Annotated in this window: 18 protein-coding genes and 1 tRNA gene; 7 read left to right on the top strand and 12 right to left on the bottom strand. The window is 63.7% G+C overall.

From position 1 onward, the window contains the following. Positions 1 to 30: 30 nt before the first annotated feature. Positions 31 to 672, bottom strand: a complete 642-nt coding sequence (locus D1012_RS04930) for a ribonuclease T2 family protein (RefSeq protein ID WP_118150234.1) — start codon at positions 670 to 672, stop codon at positions 31 to 33. A 123-nt stretch (positions 673 to 795) separates the two neighbouring features. Between D1012_RS04930 and D1012_RS04925 the strand changes: the two genes are divergently transcribed. Then, positions 796 to 1542: a DUF1013 domain-containing protein gene (locus tag D1012_RS04925; protein WP_118150233.1), complete on the top strand. Its 747-nt coding sequence runs from the start codon at positions 796 to 798 to the stop codon at positions 1540 to 1542. Positions 1543 to 1557: 15 nt separating this feature from the next. On the opposite strand, the gene D1012_RS04920 is transcribed toward D1012_RS04925, so the two are convergent. The 4 genes from D1012_RS04920 to D1012_RS04905 form a co-directional block, all read right to left on the bottom strand. Beyond that, positions 1558 to 2502 (bottom strand): LytTR family DNA-binding domain-containing protein, encoded by a 945-nt coding sequence (locus D1012_RS04920; RefSeq protein ID WP_158569211.1) that lies wholly within the window; start codon positions 2500 to 2502, stop codon positions 1558 to 1560. A gap of 222 nt (positions 2503 to 2724) precedes the next feature. Then, a complete protein-coding gene (gene recR / locus D1012_RS04915) occupies positions 2725 to 3324 on the bottom strand; it encodes a recombination mediator RecR (RefSeq protein ID WP_118150231.1) in 600 nt (199 codons plus the stop codon). 3 nt (positions 3325 to 3327) lie between these two features. Beyond that, entirely contained in the window at positions 3328 to 3672 is a 345-nt protein-coding gene (locus D1012_RS04910; protein ID WP_118150230.1) for a YbaB/EbfC family nucleoid-associated protein, read from the bottom strand. 12 nt (positions 3673 to 3684) lie between these two features. Next, the gene (locus tag D1012_RS04905; protein ID WP_118150229.1) at positions 3685 to 5439 is read right to left on the bottom strand and encodes a DNA polymerase III subunit gamma/tau; all 1755 of its coding nucleotides are present in this window, start codon (positions 5437 to 5439) and stop codon (positions 3685 to 3687) included. A gap of 72 nt (positions 5440 to 5511) precedes the next feature. Between D1012_RS04905 and D1012_RS04900 the strand changes: the two genes are divergently transcribed. Then, positions 5512 to 5991, top strand: a complete 480-nt coding sequence (locus tag D1012_RS04900; RefSeq protein WP_118150228.1) for a protein-tyrosine phosphatase family protein — start codon at positions 5512 to 5514, stop codon at positions 5989 to 5991. 56 nt (positions 5992 to 6047) lie between these two features. On the opposite strand, the gene rlmH is transcribed toward D1012_RS04900, so the two are convergent. Together rlmH and rsfS are read right to left on the bottom strand one after the other, a co-directional pair. Next, positions 6048 to 6518: a 23S rRNA (pseudouridine(1915)-N(3))-methyltransferase RlmH gene (gene rlmH, locus D1012_RS04895; RefSeq protein WP_118150227.1), complete on the bottom strand. Its 471-nt coding sequence runs from the start codon at positions 6516 to 6518 to the stop codon at positions 6048 to 6050. 5 nt (positions 6519 to 6523) lie between these two features. Continuing rightward, complete coding sequence (gene rsfS, locus D1012_RS04890; protein WP_118150226.1) at positions 6524 to 6958, bottom strand: ribosome silencing factor; 435 nt, start codon at positions 6956 to 6958, stop codon at positions 6524 to 6526. A 336-nt stretch (positions 6959 to 7294) separates the two neighbouring features. Here rsfS and leuC point away from each other — a divergent pair, with 336 nt between their 5' ends. The 5 genes from leuC (at position 7295) to D1012_RS04865 (ending at position 11500) form a co-directional block, all read left to right on the top strand. Next, positions 7295 to 8716 (top strand): 3-isopropylmalate dehydratase large subunit, encoded by a 1422-nt coding sequence (leuC, locus tag D1012_RS04885; protein ID WP_118150225.1) that lies wholly within the window; start codon positions 7295 to 7297, stop codon positions 8714 to 8716. Positions 8717 to 8861: 145 nt separating this feature from the next. Further along, positions 8862 to 9467, top strand: a complete 606-nt coding sequence (gene leuD, locus D1012_RS04880; RefSeq protein ID WP_118150563.1) for a 3-isopropylmalate dehydratase small subunit — start codon at positions 8862 to 8864, stop codon at positions 9465 to 9467. Positions 9468 to 9723: 256 nt separating this feature from the next. Next, positions 9724 to 10569: a hypothetical protein gene (locus D1012_RS04875; RefSeq protein WP_118150562.1), complete on the top strand. Its 846-nt coding sequence runs from the start codon at positions 9724 to 9726 to the stop codon at positions 10567 to 10569. An 83-nt stretch (positions 10570 to 10652) separates the two neighbouring features. After that, positions 10653 to 11093, top strand: coding sequence for an endonuclease/exonuclease/phosphatase family protein (locus tag D1012_RS22605; RefSeq protein WP_158569209.1), 441 nt, complete (start codon positions 10653 to 10655; stop codon positions 11091 to 11093). Then, a complete protein-coding gene (locus D1012_RS04865) occupies positions 11090 to 11500 on the top strand; it encodes a hypothetical protein (RefSeq protein ID WP_118150223.1) in 411 nt (136 codons plus the stop codon). The genes D1012_RS22605 and D1012_RS04865 overlap by 4 nt, the downstream gene beginning before the upstream one ends. An 84-nt stretch (positions 11501 to 11584) precedes the next feature. Here the strand turns inward: D1012_RS04865 and D1012_RS04860 are convergent. The 5 genes from D1012_RS04860 to D1012_RS04840 form a co-directional block, all read right to left on the bottom strand. Next, a tRNA-Pro gene (locus D1012_RS04860) sits at positions 11585 to 11661 on the bottom strand. A 55-nt stretch (positions 11662 to 11716) separates the two neighbouring features. Next, positions 11717 to 12676 (bottom strand): DMT family transporter, encoded by a 960-nt coding sequence (locus D1012_RS04855; RefSeq protein WP_118150222.1) that lies wholly within the window; start codon positions 12674 to 12676, stop codon positions 11717 to 11719. A gap of 149 nt (positions 12677 to 12825) precedes the next feature. After that, on the bottom strand, positions 12826 to 13932 hold the full coding sequence (gene leuB / locus D1012_RS04850) for a 3-isopropylmalate dehydrogenase (protein WP_118150221.1): 1107 nt from the start codon (positions 13930 to 13932) through the stop codon (positions 12826 to 12828). A gap of 110 nt (positions 13933 to 14042) precedes the next feature. Further along, positions 14043 to 15047, bottom strand: coding sequence for a zinc-binding alcohol dehydrogenase family protein (locus D1012_RS04845; RefSeq protein WP_233517019.1), 1005 nt, complete (start codon positions 15045 to 15047; stop codon positions 14043 to 14045). 123 nt (positions 15048 to 15170) lie between these two features. Continuing rightward, positions 15171 to 15902, bottom strand: a complete 732-nt coding sequence (locus tag D1012_RS04840; RefSeq protein ID WP_118150220.1) for a FadR/GntR family transcriptional regulator — start codon at positions 15900 to 15902, stop codon at positions 15171 to 15173. Between the last annotated feature and the right edge of the window lie 50 nt (positions 15903 to 15952).

Here is a 15952-nt window from a genome sequence, read left to right as displayed (position 1 = left end):
AAAACGCGCCCTTCGGGGCGCGTTTTTTTGTCAGCGCACGGCGTTGAGTTCCGCATCCTGCAAGGTGCAGTCGCGGATCACATCCGCGCCGCAGCGGCGGGGGTCAAGATCGCGGGTCAGGCAGATGCGCACCTCCTGAATCATCCCCGCGCGGCAGGTGACGGTGACCTGATCACGCTGCAAGCCGGGATTTGCCTCCAGAAACGCGCCTTCGATCACCGAGGCGGGAACTTTCAGGTCTTTGGTGATCTTTGGAAACACCGGCGAGATCTGGATCGAGCCAAAGGCCTTGCGCGCCAGCGCGTAATAGTCGCGCGCGGGCAAGCCGGAACAGCGCCCGTGTTTCTTCCACTGGTAAAACGCGGCCCCTGCCCCGCCGAACACATCGGCCATCGCCGCTGTGTCGCTGCGCGAAGGGTCGGCGGCCCCGGTGCGGCAATAACTGGGCCAGCCGCGTTCGTTTTGCGGCCACAATCCATGCAGCACGAACGGCGTTCCGCGGCCCCGATCGCATTGCGGATCACGCCGCGCGTCGCCGGTCTGCGCGCACCAGTTGGCCGACCATGACAGCGCCATCACGTAATAGTCGAAGTCGCCCGCGCGCTCACCCTCGGCCCGCGCGCCCGTGCTGCTTGCGCAGATCAGCGCCAGTGCCAGCCATAGCCCCCGCATTTTCGCTTCCCCTATCCGTCAAAACCGCCTATATGAGCCTTGAATTCCCGACATCGTGGAAATCGCAGGCCAAGGCTTGCAGCCGTTTTCCCGGCACGGGAGAGATTTGTAAAGGAGTTGGGCATGAACAAGCCGCTTATGGCAAAGGCCACCGCCGTCTGGCTCGTGGACAATACCACCCTGTCGTTCAAGCAGGTTGCGGATTTCTGCGGCATGCACGAATTGGAAGTGCAGGGCATTGCCGATGGGGATGTGGCCCCCGGCGTCAAAGGCTTTGACCCGGTTGCCAACAACCAGCTGGACGCGGGCGAGATCGAGAAGGGTCAGAAAGACCCGCTCTACAAACTCAAGCTCAAGTTCAACGCGGCAGCCGTCGGCGAAGAAAAGCGCCGTGGCCCGCGTTATACCCCGCTGTCGAAACGTCAGGACCGCCCGGCAGCGATCTTGTGGCTGGTCAAGTTCCACCCGGAATTGTCGGATGGCGCGATCGGCAAGCTGGTCGGCACCACCAAGCCGACGATTCAGGCGATCCGCGAGCGGACGCATTGGAATATCAACAACATCAGCCCGGTTGACCCGGTGGCGCTTGGCCTGTGCAAACAGTCCGAGCTGGACACCGCCGTTCAGGCCGCCGTGCGCCGCCGCGCCTCTGAGGGCGTGGTGATGAGCGATGACGAGCGCCGCAAGCTGGTGTCCACCGAACAGTCGCTTGGCATGTCGGAAGAGCCGAAGATGCCTTCGGGGCTGGAGGTGTTTGCACGTCAGGAAAAAGAAGAAAAGCCCGCCGATTTCTCGGATGCGGAAAGCTTTTTCAACCTGCCGCAGCATGATGACGACGACGATGAGGATGACGACGATCCGCGCCGCTGAGCGCGGAGCGAAGCGTCAGGATGAGACAGGAGGCACCCTTTGGGGTGCCTTTTGCGTTTTGGTTTTCCGCCCCGCCGGTTTTTCGGCCCCTGCCGCCGCTTCGGCCCAGGCGCGGACGGCGGCAAGGCGCGGGCGGGCGACCGGAAGGGTCTGGCCTGTGATCAGCACCAGTTGCGCGCCGGGCTTGTCCGGGCGGAAAGCGGCAACGGCAGCGGTGGCAACCCAATAGCTGCGATGCACCCGTTGCCCCAGATCCGGAGGCAAGGCAGCCACCGCATCGGCGATCCTGCCGCGCAACAGATGGCGTGCGCCATCGTTCAGGATCACGGCGACGTAATGCTCTTCAGCCACGATCAGGCAGATGCTGCGGGTCACAAAGGACAGGCCAAACAAGGTGACCCGTGCGGCTTTCAGCGCGGTGATTTCGGGCGGCAGGCTGGCGAGTGTGGGCGGCGGCACGGACATGGAGGCAACGGGCGCGGGCGGGTGCTGCACGGTGCCGGCTTCGGAAGCGAGGAACTCGGCCAGCACGGCCTTTTGCGGGCGGCCACGCAGATCGGCAAGCACGCGCGGGATGACGAATGTCGATTGGATAACCTCGCCCAGATAGCAGAACACCAGGTTGAACCCGGTCACCAGCGCCATATCCCTGACAGTGGGCATTGGTGCACCCAGCACCAGCGCAGCGATAAGCCCGCAGAGCGTGGCCGCCAGACAGCCAAAGGTGACGGTGAACAGGCTGTACGCGCGCCAGCCGCGGCGATGGCAGATGTAGAGCGCAAGGTACAGTGCGCCCGTCACACTGGAAAAGGCGACGGCATAAAAGATCGCCAGTTGCAGCGCATCAAAGTTGAGCAGGTGGTCATAGGGGCCGATCAGAACGATGCAAAGCTCCAGCATCAGGATCATGCCGACGAACAGCGGATGGCGGAACTGCGCCTGCACTTCACGCCACGTCAATTGCAGACTTCTGCCGTTCAAGTAAACAATCTGCATTTCACACCAATGAGTTGGCCAGATCATCCTGATGGCAGTATTTACACGCTCCGGGTCGGAGGGCGAAAGCCCGCTTCCGAGTGATGCAAGTGTTGGTACCGACCCGGACCCTGTCGCCCCTAGGTTGTCAAATTGTGATGATCTGTCCAGAGGGAAGCGATGCCTGCGTCAAGACGCCCGACAGGTTTACACCCTGCGCCGCGCGCGCAAGGCAGCACCGATGGTGCCATCGTCAAGATAATCCAGCTCGCCACCAACCGGCACGCCCTGCGCGAGGGAGCTGATCTGGACGCCCGAACTTGCCAGCGCATCGGCGATGTAATGCGCGGTGGTCTGGCCGTCGACGGTGGCATTCAGGGCGAGGATCACCTCGGCCACGCCCTCGGTGCGGACCCGTTCGGCCAGATCAGGGATGCGCAGGTCTTCGGGGCCAATGGCATCCAGCGCGCTGAGGGTTCCGCCCAGCACATGATAGCGGCCCTTGAACGCGCCGCCGCGTTCCATCGCCCAAAGATCGGCGACGGTCTCGACCACACAGATCTCGCCGGTGGCGCGGCGCGGATCGTCGCAGATCGGGCACAGGTCGGTGGTGCCGATATTGCCGCAGATCCGGCAATCCTGCGCGGTCAGCGCCACGGTCGCCATCGCCTGCGCCAGCGGGGCCATCACCTGATCGCGGCGTTTCAAGAGATGCAGCACCGCCCGCCGCGCTGACCGTGGCCCAAGCCCCGGCAGCCGCGCCATCAGCGCGATCAGCGACTCAATCTCGCGCGGGGGGCCGGCCATTCCCTAGAACGGCAGCTTCATGCCGGCGGGCAGGCCCAGACCTTCGGTCAGTTTGGCCAGTTCGGACTGGCTGCGTTCGGCCGCTTTGGCCTGCGCATCCTTGACGGCGGCAAGGATCAGATCCTCGACCACCTCTTTCTCTGACGCGACAAAGATCGACGGATCAATCTCCAGCCCGGTCAGCTCACCCTTGGCGGTGGCGCGCGCCCGCACAAGGCCCGCACCCGACTCGCCGATGACGACGATGCGCGACAGCTCGTCCTGCATCTCGGCCATGCGGGTCTGCATTTCCTGCGCCTTCTTCATCATCCCGGCCATATCGCCCAGACCGCCCAAACCCTTCAGCATCGTATCATCCTCTCAGCTATCCTCGAACGGATCCCATTCATCTTCGACTTCCGGCAGCGCCTCGGCGGCGGCGGCCTGCACCAGTTCTTCGGCGGTGCGGATCTCGGCAATCTTTGCGCCCGGAAAGGCCAGCATGACGGCCTGCACCAGCGGGGTCTGCATCACCTCGGCCTCGGTTTGCAGGCGGTCTGCGTCGCGGGTCTCGGCGATGGTCGGCGCACCGCCGCCCGACACCACCGACACCCCCCAGCGCTGGCCGGTAAAAGCTTGCAAGCGCTGGCCCAGACGGGCGGCAAGGTCGGACCCGGCGCGCGGCGATGGCTCAAACTCGATCCGGCCGGGGCTGTAGCGGACCAGCCGCACGCCCTCTTCAACCTCATAGAGCAGCTTCATGTCGCGGCGGTCGCGGATCAGCGCCACCACCTGATCGAAGGTCGCATAAACCACTTGCTCGCTGGCCAGTGCCATCGCCTGCCCTGCGCCGTTCATCATCGGCCCGCGCATCGGGGCCGATGGCGCGCGCATCACCGCGCCATGCACAGAGCCGCCGCCTCCGCCCGCAGGCGCGCCGCCCGCCACCGCCCCCCCCTGCACCGGGCCAGAGCTGTTCTGCAAACGGCGGATCAGAGTTTCGGGATCGGGCAGATCGGCCACATGGGTCAGCCGGATGATCGCCATCTCTGCTGCCATCATCGCATTGGGGGCCAGCCCCACCTCTTCAATGGCTTTCAGCAGCATCTGCCACATCCGGCTCAAGGACCGCATCGGCAGGCGTTGTGCCATGTCCAGCCCCCGCGCCCGCTCATCCGGCGGCGTGGTCGGGTCTTCCGCTGCCTCTGGCGTGATCTTGATCACAGACACCCAATGGGTGATCTCGGCCAGATCGCGCAGAATCGCCATCGGGTCGGCGCCATCGGCATATTGCCCGGCAATCTCGGTCAGCGCCGATGCCGCGTCGCCCTTCATGATCAGGTCGAACAGATCCAGCACCCGGCCCCGGTCGGCCAGCCCCAGCATGGCGCGCACCTGCAAGGCCGTGGTCTCGCCCGCGCCATGGGCAATCGCCTGATCCATCAGGCTCATGGCGTCGCGCACAGACCCCTCCGCCGCGCGGGTGATCAGCGCCAGCGCGTCCGCCGCCAGCGATGCGCCCTCCAGCCCGGCGATGCGGTTGAGGTGCGCCATCATCACCTCAGGCTCGATCCGTTTCAGATCAAAGCGCTGACAGCGCGACAGCACCGTAACCGGCACCTTGCGGATTTCGGTGGTGGCAAAGATGAACTTCACATGCGCGGGGGGTTCCTCCAGCGTTTTCAGCAGCGCGTTGAAGGCGCTGGTTGACAGCATGTGAACTTCGTCGATGATGTAGATCTTGTAGCGTGCCGAGGCCGCCCGGTAATGCACCGAATCAATGATCTCACGAATGTCGCCCACGCCCGTCCGCGACGCAGCGTCCATCTCCATCACGTCAACATGGCGACCCTCGGCAATCGCCCGGCACGGCTCGCACACCCCGCAAGGTTCGGTCGTGGGGCCGCCGCTGCCATCCGGCCCGACGCAGTTCAGCCCCTTGGCAATAATGCGCGCCGTGGTGGTCTTGCCGACCCCGCGCACCCCGGTCATCACAAAGGCATGCGCGATGCGGTCGGCGGCAAAGGCATTCTTCAGCGTCCTGACCATCGCCTCTTGCCCGATCAGATCGGCAAAGGTAGCGGGGCGGTATTTTCGCGCCAGAACCTGATAGGATTTTTCGGGAGTGTCGGACATACTGCCTTCCGCGGACGCTGCTTTGCCCAACCTAGGCGTTGCAACCGACCGCGTCCACCCGAAGGCCCGATCATGACCCTTGAGATTGCAAAAATTCCCGCCTTTGGCGGCACCCTCGCGCTCTGCCCGATGCCGGGACGGACCGGCGACTATGCAGGCGACCTTGCCACGCTGCTGGACTGGCACCCGGCGCTGGTCATGACCATGACCTCAAAGCTGGAACTGGCAACCGGCGGCGCGGCCAGCCTGCCTGCCGATCTGGCGGCGGCGGGCGTTGACTGGCAGCATCTGCCGGTGCCGGATTTCGGCACGCCAAAACCCGCAACCGCAGCACTCTGGCCCGAAACATCGGACCGCGCCCGGAGGATTCTGGCCCATGGCGGCCGGGTGCTGGTGCATTGCATGGGCGGCTGCGGCCGGTCCGGCATGGCGGTGCTGCGGCTGCTCACAGATGCGGGCGAAGACCCCGACACCGCCCTGCAACGCCTGCGCGCCGCCCGGCCCTGCGCGGTGGAAACCAAGGCGCAACACCGATGGGCCACACCGTCCTGAGGCTTGCTGCTTTCGAAATACTCCCGCCGGAGGCATCCGCACCCAACACCCGCGCCTCACGCCCGGTGATAAGGCGCCCCCGCCAGAATCGACGCTGCGCGGTACAGCTGTTCGCAAAGCATCACCCGCACCAGCATATGCGGCCAGACCATCTTGCCAAAGCTGAGCGAGGCATCGGCCCGCGCCCGCAGGCCCGGATCAATCCCATCCGCACCGCCGATGACAAAGGCCAGATCCTGCCGCCCGTCGTCGCGCCAGCGGGTCAGCATGGCGGCAAATTCCGGGCTGGTGACCAGTGCGCCGCGTTCGTCCAGCGTCACCAGCACCGCGCCCGCAGGCACGGCGCGCGCCAGCAGCTCGGCCTCGGCGGCCATGCCGCCGCCGCGCTTGTCCTCGACCTCGTGCTCGGTCAGGGGCCCTAGCGACAGCGCCCGGCCAGAGCGGTCAAAGCGTGTGGTGTAATCGTCGATCAGGGCGCGCTCGGGGCCGGTGCGCAACCGGCCCACAGCGCAAAGATGCACCCGCATGGGCCTTAAACAACCGACCCGCGCAGCGCGTCGCCCGACGGCAGCCACATCTTTTCAAGCTGGTAGAACTCGCGCACTTCGGGGCGGAACACATGGACGATGACATCGCCCGCGTCGATCAGCACCCAGTCGCCGGTTTCCTTGCCTTCCATCTTGCAGACAAGGCCAAAGCCCTGCTTGATCCGGTCAGCCAGTTTTTCGGCAATTGCGGCCACCTGACGCGACGACCGGCCCGAGCAGATCACCATGTAATCGGCCACGTCTGACCGCCCGCGCAGATCAATCTGCACGATGCCTTCGGCCTTATCATCGTCAACCGAGGCCAGAACCGCCTCCAGCAGCTGTTCGGCGGTGTAATCCGGGCCGCTTGCGCGGTTGGCCCGGGGTCCGACCGGCAGCCCGGTCGCAGGATCTGAGTGAGACAGGACATCGTCCTCCATCTGACGCGCCGATCCACCCCCGGCGCCGGGACAGCCCCTAGGGTAGCACCCTTGGGGCGCAACCTCAACAAAACGGGCAAGCCGGGGGCCATAGCGCTGATTTCACCCATACGCAAGCAAAGACGGTCAGGAAACCTTGCCTGACACGGGAATTGCGCGTATCAAGCGCCCCATGACCGGGTTCATCTATTTCAACATCACCGACCGTGCGCGGCTTCCCGCCCGCTTCTTCGGCATGACCCGCAGCGTGCTTGCGCGACTCTGACGCAAAGCCGCGCCCCTTGCGGCGCCGCCCCTGCCCATTTTCAAAAGCCATCCCAGCATAAGGTGAGAGCCATGACCGCTCCGCGTACACTCTACGATAAAATCTGGGACGACCATGTCGTCCATCAGGCCGAAGACGGCACCTGTTTGCTGTATATCGACCGCCATCTGGTGCACGAAGTCACCAGCCCGCAGGCGTTTGAAGGTCTGCGCATGACGGGCCGCACCGTGCGGGCGCCGGAAAAGACCATCGCCGTGCCGGATCACAACGTGCCGACCACGCTGGACCGCGCCAATGCCGCGACCATGACCGAAGACAGCCGGATTCAGGTCGACGCGCTGGACAAGAACGCCAAGGACTTCGGCATCAACTATTACCCGGTGTCCGATGTGCGTCAGGGCATCGTGCATATCGTCGGCCCCGAACAGGGCTGGACCCTGCCGGGCATGACCGTGGTCTGCGGCGATTCGCACACCGCGACTCATGGGGCCTTCGGCAGCCTTGCACATGGCATCGGCACGTCCGAGGTCGAGCATGTTCTGGCGACCCAGACGCTGATCCAGCGCAAGGGCAAGAACATGAAGGTGGAAATCACCGGCAGCCTGCGCCCCGGCGTGACCGCGAAAGACATCACCCTGTCGGTGATCGGGGAAACCGGCACCGCAGGCGGCACCGGCTATGTCATCGAATATTGCGGTCAGGCGATTCGCGAACTGTCGATGGAAGGCCGGATGACAGTCTGCAACATGGCAATCGAAGGCGGCGCGCGCGCCGGTCTGATCGCGCCGGATGAGAAAACCTTTGCCTATTGCATGGGCCGCCCGCACGCACCGAAAGGTGCGAAGTGGGAGGCAGCGGTTGCCTATTGGAAAACCCTGTTCTCGGATGACGATGCGCATTGGGACAAGGTTGTCACGCTGAAAGGCGAAGACATTGCCCCGGTCGTCACCTGGGGCACCAGCCCCGAGGATGTGCTGCCGATCACCGGCACCGTACCTGCCGCCAGCGACTTCACCGGCGGCAAGGTCGAGGCGGCGCAACGCTCACTCGATTACATGGGCCTGACGCCGGGCATGAAGCTGTCGGATATCAAGATCGACACCGTGTTCATCGGGTCTTGCACCAATGGCCGGATCGAGGATCTGCGGGCAGCCGCCGCGATCCTGAAGGGCAAGAAAAAGAAAGACGGCATCCGCGCCATGGTGGTGCCCGGCTCCGGCCTCGTGCGGGCGCAGGCGGAAGAGGAAGGTCTGGCGCAGATTTTCATCGACGCGGGCTTTGAATGGCGTCTGGCCGGGTGCTCGATGTGTCTGGCGATGAACCCGGATCAGCTGACCCCGGGCGAGCGCTGTGCCGCGACCAGCAACCGCAACTTTGAGGGGCGTCAAGGCCGTGGCGGACGCACGCACCTGATGTCGCCCGCGATGGCGGCAGCGGCGGCGCTGACCGGCCACCTGACCGATGTGCGCGAGCTGATGGGCGAAACTGTCTGACCGTTGTTGTGCCGGCCCGCGCAGCAGCGCTGCGCGGGCTGCACCAACGACATGACGTTCGCCATACCTGCGCCAGACGCCCGCCATACGCACACCAGACACTGCCACAGGCCGCGCGCCTTGTGGTCATCAATTGGAAATCAAGATGGACAAATTCACCACCCTGACCGGAATTGCGGCCCCGATGCCGCTGGTCAATATCGACACCGACATGATCATCCCCAAGCAGTTCCTGAAGACCATCCAGCGCTCTGGCCTGGGCAAGAATCTGTTTGACGAGATGCGCTATACGCAAGACGGGGCCGAAATCCCGGATTTCGTGCTGAACCAGCCCGCCTATCGCAGTGCCGAGATCATCGTTGCAGGCGACAATTTCGGCTGCGGCTCGTCGCGCGAACATGCGCCCTGGGCGCTGTTGGATTTCGGCATCCGCTGCGTGATCGCCACCAGTTTTGCCGACATCTTCTACAACAACTGCTTCAAGAACGGCATCCTGCCGATCGTGATGCCGCAGGACGTGGTCGATGTTCTGATGGCCGATGCCCGCCGCGGCGCCAACGCCCGCATGACCGTTGACCTCGTGGCGCAGACCGTCACCACCTCGGACGGGCAGAGCTTTGGCTTTGAGGTGGACAGCCACCGCAAGCATTGCCTGCTGAATGGCCTCGACGATATCGGCCTGACGCTGGAAAAGGCCGCCGCGATTGACAGCTATGAGGCAAGGACCGCAACGACGCGCCCTTGGGCCTGAAATTCCATCAGCCACAACATCTTGGGCCGCCCCGTTGGGCGGCCCATTTGTTTCTGCAATCTTGATGCAATCGGGCGACACATTGGCCGCGAATGTGCCACATTATGTAAGCAAAACAGTTGGCAGCATTGCGTGGCAGGGCGAAAGAAGGCACAAATTGGGCAAGATTGAGGCAACCCGCCACAAATGGCGGGAGATCTTCGGAACAAGGGCCCGGCACAGTATCGGGACCGACCGTGTGGAAGGTGGCAAAGCAGTGGTCTCGCGTTTCTCGGGGGCTTTCATAAGGGCTGTTCTGGTCGTGCTGGTGGTGGTGACGCCTTCTGTGCTGCTGCCGGGCGTGTCCGTTGATGCAAGGCAGATGGCCGCTCTGGTGGCCCTGTTTGCCGGGCTGCTGACCTTTGTGGAATACAACACCGAAGCGCCCAGCCTGATCGAATTCCGCGATGCGCCGCCGTTCAACCGGGTCCGTCTGGCGATGCTGTTTGCCACCGTGTTCTGCCTGTCGATCATGGAAAGTGGCCGCACCGAACCGACCAGCCTGACCGAACTGGTGCAGGCCATCGGCCATCTGGTCGGGCGCTCGATGGATTTCCCCTATTCCCCTGTGCGGCTGGCCAAGCTGATGCTGGCTGAAACCGCCACGCCCGAACAGGTTATGGCGGTGCGCGATGCGGCGGGCATTGCCTATCTGACCTCGCTGATCTCTCTGGCGGTGTTTGTGCTGTTGCTCAAGTCGGGGGCTTGGCCGCTGCGCGACCGGGTGTTCAATGTCTGGGTCAACCTGCCGACCTTTGACCCCACCGCCGGTGATCTGGTGGACCGGCTGGAGCGCGACGGGCGGATCAATATCGCGCTGGGGTTTCTGCTGCCCTTTATCATTCCGTTTATTGTCAGCCTGTCCTCTTCGGGGGTGAACCCCGACAGCATGACGGCCTCGCAAACCCTGATCTGGACAATGACAGCATGGGCCTTTCTTCCTGCCAGCCTGTTTATGCGCGGCATCGCGCTGGGGCGGATCGCAGAGATGATCCGCGACATCCGCCGCGCCCGTGTCAGGGCCGACAGTTCGGCCGTCTCGCGGGCCTCGCGGGTGTTCTGATTGCGCTGGCCGGTCCGGCGGCGGCCGAGGCGCTGCGGCTGGCCTACTGGAACACCGACCTGAACCGCGCCGGACCGGGGCTGTTGTTGCGCGATCTGGCGGCGGGCACGTCTCCGGATCTGGCGGTTGCCAGTGCGGCGATTGCGGCGCTGGAAGCGGATCTGCTGGTGCTGTCGGGGTTTGACTATGATGCCGGTGGGCTGGCACTGGCGGCGCTGAATGCGACCCTGCCCCTGCCCTATCCGCATCTGGTCGCGCTGCGACCCAATACCGGCATTGCCAGCGGCTTTGACCTTGATGGCAATGGGCGCAGCGATGAGGCGCGCGACGCCATCGGCTTTGGCCGGTTTCCGGGCGAAGGCGGCATGGTGCTGCTGTCGCGTCTGCCGGTCGATGCGGCGCAAAGTGTGGATCATTCGGGGCTGCTCTGGCGCGATCTGCCGGGGGCAGATCTGCCGCCCTTGCCCGAGGGTGCGGCAGAGGTGTTGCGGCTGTCGACGACCGGCACCACGATACGGCTGTGATCCTGCCCGATGGCCGCCGCCTGCACCTTTTGACATGGCATGCCACGCCCCCCGCTTTTGACGGGCCAGAGCAGCGCAACACCCGGCGCAATCATGATGAGGCGGCGTTCTGGCTGTATTTGCTTGACAGCCCGCAGGCCCCGCCGGAGCCGTTCGTGCTGCTGGGTCAGGCCAATGCCGACCCGGAAAAGGGCAATGGCGACAAAGGTGCGATCCGGGCGCTGCTGGCGGATGCACGTCTGCAGGATGTGCTGCCGAGCGATACGGTGGATTATGGCGGCACGCTGGGGCCGCTGCGGGTCAGCTACATTCTGCCCTCTGCCGGGATCACGGTGACCGGCTGGGGCCATGCGCCGACCCCCGAGGGCGCGCGACATCACCCGATCTGGATCGAAATCAGTCCCTGAGCAGCGGAGCTGCGTCACCCTTTGCCATGGCACCAGACTAGGGTGGGCTCAGGCAAATTCAAATGAAACAAATGACGGGAAAACTGGTCGGAGCGAGAGGATTCGAACCTCCGACCCCCTGCTCCCGAAGCAGGTGCGCTACCAGACTGCGCTACGCTCCGACCGTGGGAAACGCCCTAAACCCTTCGCTTGCGCTTTGCAAGAGGGGGCGCGGGTTCATTCTGCGCGACGACGCTCTCCGCGTTTCAAAAGCAGGCTGATGCGTGGCATCAACCCGGTTTCGGGCCGCGATTTGTTTGCCAGAACCGGGCTGTTTTTCGACACGCTGCCAGTGCCCTCACGCAGAACGATGTAGATGCCCGAGGCGATGATCACCCCGGTCCCGACCAGCGTGTAGAAATCCGCCTGCTCGTCAAACAGCAGCGCGCCATAGATCACCGCCCAGATGATCTGCGAATACTGCATCGGGGCCACGATGATCGCAGGCGCGGTGCGATAAGCCGCAATCGACAACAGCGCGGCCACAAACGCCAGCCCGGCGATAACCCCGGTCAGCGCCAGATGCTCCAGCGGCATCGGCACATAGACGAAGGGCATGGCCGCACCGGTCAGCAGAAACGTCGCCACCATCGGATACAGCATCAGCACGGCAGACCGTTCTTCGGCCCCGATCTTGCGCACGATTACCGAGGTCAGCGAGCCGGTCAGCGCCGCCGACAACGCCGCCAGATGGCCCCAGGACAGATCTGCCGATCCGGGGCGCAGCACGATCAGCACGCCGATCAACCCGACCACCACGGCAATGCCGCGCCGGAACCCCACCTTTTCACCCAGCATCGGAATCGCCAGCACCGTGATCAACAGCGGCATGGCGAACAGGATTGCATAGGTCTGCGCCAGTGGCAGCACGGTAAAGGCATAAAAGGCCGCAGCGCCCGTGGACACGGCGGTCAGCGACCGCAACAGCGACCACCACGGATGGCGCGGAATCAGGTTGCCGTCTGTCCGGTCGCTCATGAGCATGAACGAAATCAGCGGAAAGCCCATGAGGCCCGAGAAAAAGATGATCTGGAACGAGTTATAGCTTTCGCCCAGAAACTTGATGACAACGTCATGGGTCGCGTAGATTGCAAACGCAAGCAGCGCCAGAAGCGCACCTTTTACATTGTGTCCCATGACTCTCCCCTTGCTGGCAGGGGCAAAGTGCCAACCCTGTTTGCGCTATCAGTATGTGCAGAAACCGTGTCCGGCCTCAACGGTTCCTGTGGCTTAAACAACAAAGGCCCGCCACAGGGCGGGCCTTTGTGCAACATTCCGCTGACAGCTTACAGGCTGGCGTCCAGCGCTGCCACAATGGCATCGCCCATCTGGGTGGTGCTGATCGGGGTGCCGTCCTGTGGCCCCATCAGATCGGCGGTGCGCAGGCCGTCGGCCAGCACCTGCTCGACCGCTTTTTCGATCCGCGTCGCATCCTCGCCCATGTCGAACGAATAGCGCAGCGCCATCGCAAACGACAGGATGCAGGCGATCGGGTTCGCCTTGCCCGTGCCTGCGATGTCGGGAGCAGAGCCATGCACCGGCTCGTACAGCGCCTTGGGCCGGCCATTGGCCATCGGCGCGCCAAGGCTGGCCGAGGGCAGCATGCCCAGGCTGCCGGTCAGCATCGCGGCGCAATCCGACAGCACATCGCCGAACAGGTTGTCAGTGACGATCACGTCAAACTGCTTGGGCCAGCGCACCAGCTGCATCGCGCCGTTGTCGGCATACATGTGCGACAGCTGCACATCGGGGTATTCCTTGTCATGGATTTCCTGCACCACATCGCGCCACAGGATGCCGGATTCCATCACGTTGGCCTTCTCCATCGAGCAGACCTTGTTCGCGCGCTTGCGGGCCAGCTCGAACGCCGAGCGGGCAACGCGGGCGATTTCCGACTCGGTGTAGCGCTGGGTGTTGATGCCCACACGCTCGTTGCCTTCGACGAAAATGCCGCGCGGCTCGCCGAAATAGACGCCAGATGTCAGCTCGCGCACGATCACGATGTCCAGACCGGCCACGACATCTTTCTTCAGTGACGAGAAATCGGCCAGCGCGTCAAAGCACTGCGCGGGGCGCAGGTTGGAGAACAGGTCCATTTCCTTGCGCAGACGCAGCAGGCCCCGCTCTGGTTTTACGCTGAAGTCCAGAGTGTCATATTGCGGGCCGCCCACGGCCCCCAGCAGCACCGCATCAACCTCTTGCGCCTTGGCCATGGTGTCGTCGTGCAGCGGCACGCCATGCTTGTCATAGGCGCAGCCGCCGACCAGATCTTCGGTCACATCGAACGTGACGCCACGCTTGGCGCCCATCCAGCCGATGATTTTCTTCACTTCGGCCATGACTTCAGGGCCGATGCCGTCGCCGGCGAGGATAAGAAGGGAAGGGTTGGCCATCACAAAGGCTCCTGTCTTTGGGTTGGCAGCGGCGTAGCCAATGGGCAGCACAGGGTCAAGTGATCCTTGACGGGTCGCGCCACGGTTCGGGTGCGAAAACGGTTCCGGTATCAGACATGGATCAGCGCTTTCATGACGGTGCCTCGGTCCGCGGCCCATTTCGGCAGGTCCGTGGCGGCACCGTCCAGCGTGGTGCGGTGGGTCGCGATGGCCTCAACCGGGACCAGCCCCCGTGCCATACAGTCCATGACATGGCGGAAATCTTCCTCCAGCGCGTTGCGGCTGGCGATCAGCGTCGCCTCGCGTTTGTGGAATTCGGGGTCGGGGAAGCTGAGGTCGCCCTTGACGACCGACAACAGCACATAAGACCCGCCATGCGCCACAAGGGTCAGGCCCGCATTCATGGCGTTGATGTTGCCGGTTGCGTCAAACACGGTGTCAAAGGCTTCGGGTCCGGCGTTGGCCACGGTCTGACATATCACGTCGGGCAGAATACCTTGCGCAAGCGCCAGCCTATCGGGCGATGTGTCGCGCAGGGTCACGCGGGCCCCTGCCACATGCGCGAACAGCGCCGCCCCCATGCCAATCGGCCCTGCCCCCACAACAAGCGCAGTGGAGCCCGCGACAAGCCGCGAGCGCCTGACGCCATGGGCACCGATGGCCAGAAACTCGACCATCGCAGCGGCTGTCGCGTCCAGCCCGGTGGCGGCATAGACATTGGCTTCCGGCACGACGATTTCTTCGCACATGCCGCCGTCGCGGTGAACGCCCAGAACCCCGATAGCCTCGCAGCAATTGGGTTTTCCGATGCGGCAGGCGTGGCAGATGCCACAGGTGATATAGGGGTTCACCACCACCAGATCGCCGCTCGCGATCCTGCCGTCTGCGCTGTCCTGCAACGCGCGTGCGGCCAGTTCATGGCCCATCACGCGCGGATAGGCCAGAAAGGGCTGGTTGCCATCATAGATGTGATAATCGGTTCCGCAGATCCCGATTGCCTCGACCCTAAGACGGATATGCCCGGCCTTGTCTTCGGGGCGGGGGCGCTGCACCACGTCCAGCCGTCCCGGCTCGGTACAGAGAAGCGCCTGCATCTGGTTCGCATTCACCGCCATTGGTTGTCCTCATGGTTTGTCAGATCTGGGGCCGGGGACAGGTCAGAAACCACCATCCGGCGACAGGCACGCGGCAGATACCTGATAGATGTCATAGGGTCCGTCTCCGGGTGAGAAAGCGGTCTATCCCGCGGTTGCCTGATGTGGCGGCCATCCTGAAATCTGCCCGGCGTTTCCATCGCGTGTTGCCAGCCAGTTGGTCAGCGTTTTGCTGGAGTGCCGGAAATGCTCGGAAAGGGTGCGGGTCAAAGCCTCGGGCTCACGGTTGCGCAGGGCGTTGATGATCCGGGCATGTTGTTCATATGCGGTGGTTGTCGCGGGGGTCTGCGATTTGCCGACCTCCAGATAATAGCGCAGCGGCACGGACATCACGCGATACATCCGGCTGAGCACATCATTCTTTGACGCATCCACCAGCGCCAGATGAAAGCGGTAATCCCATTCGGCGGCTTCATTGGTGGTCATTGCCTGCTGCATCAGCCGGTTCGCCTCCGCCATCTGCGACAGACATTCATCGGTCGCATGATGGGTGATCAGCGGCGCGGCCCCGGTTTCGACAATGCGACGGAAGTTCAGCACATCGGTAAAGGTCTGGGTCGATGTCCCGAAGAACTGGGTAAAGCCCCGGAACATGGTGTCGAAATCCGGCTTCGAGACCTGCGCCCCGCGCTTGGTCTTGCGCACCAGCTGAAAGGCTTCGAGATGGATCATCGTTTCGCGGATCGTATTGCGCGAGACATTGAACCGTTCGGCAAGATCGCGTTCGCAGGGCAGCAAATCGCCCACCTCGTAAAGATCAACGATCTCACGACGCAGAGTTTCGCGCAGGTCTTCGACTGCTGACGTACCGACCATGACGCCCCCTTTTGGTTGGACCATAGGACCAAAGCTGCATGCACGCAAGA

Origin of the sequence: Pseudotabrizicola alkalilacus, from assembly GCF_003443995.1 — a bacterium.
GTDB classification, from domain to species: domain Bacteria; phylum Pseudomonadota; class Alphaproteobacteria; order Rhodobacterales; family Rhodobacteraceae; genus Pseudotabrizicola; species Pseudotabrizicola alkalilacus.
The sequence above is the reverse complement of the archived record's forward strand: the minus strand, read 5'-3'. Positions and strand labels throughout refer to the sequence as shown.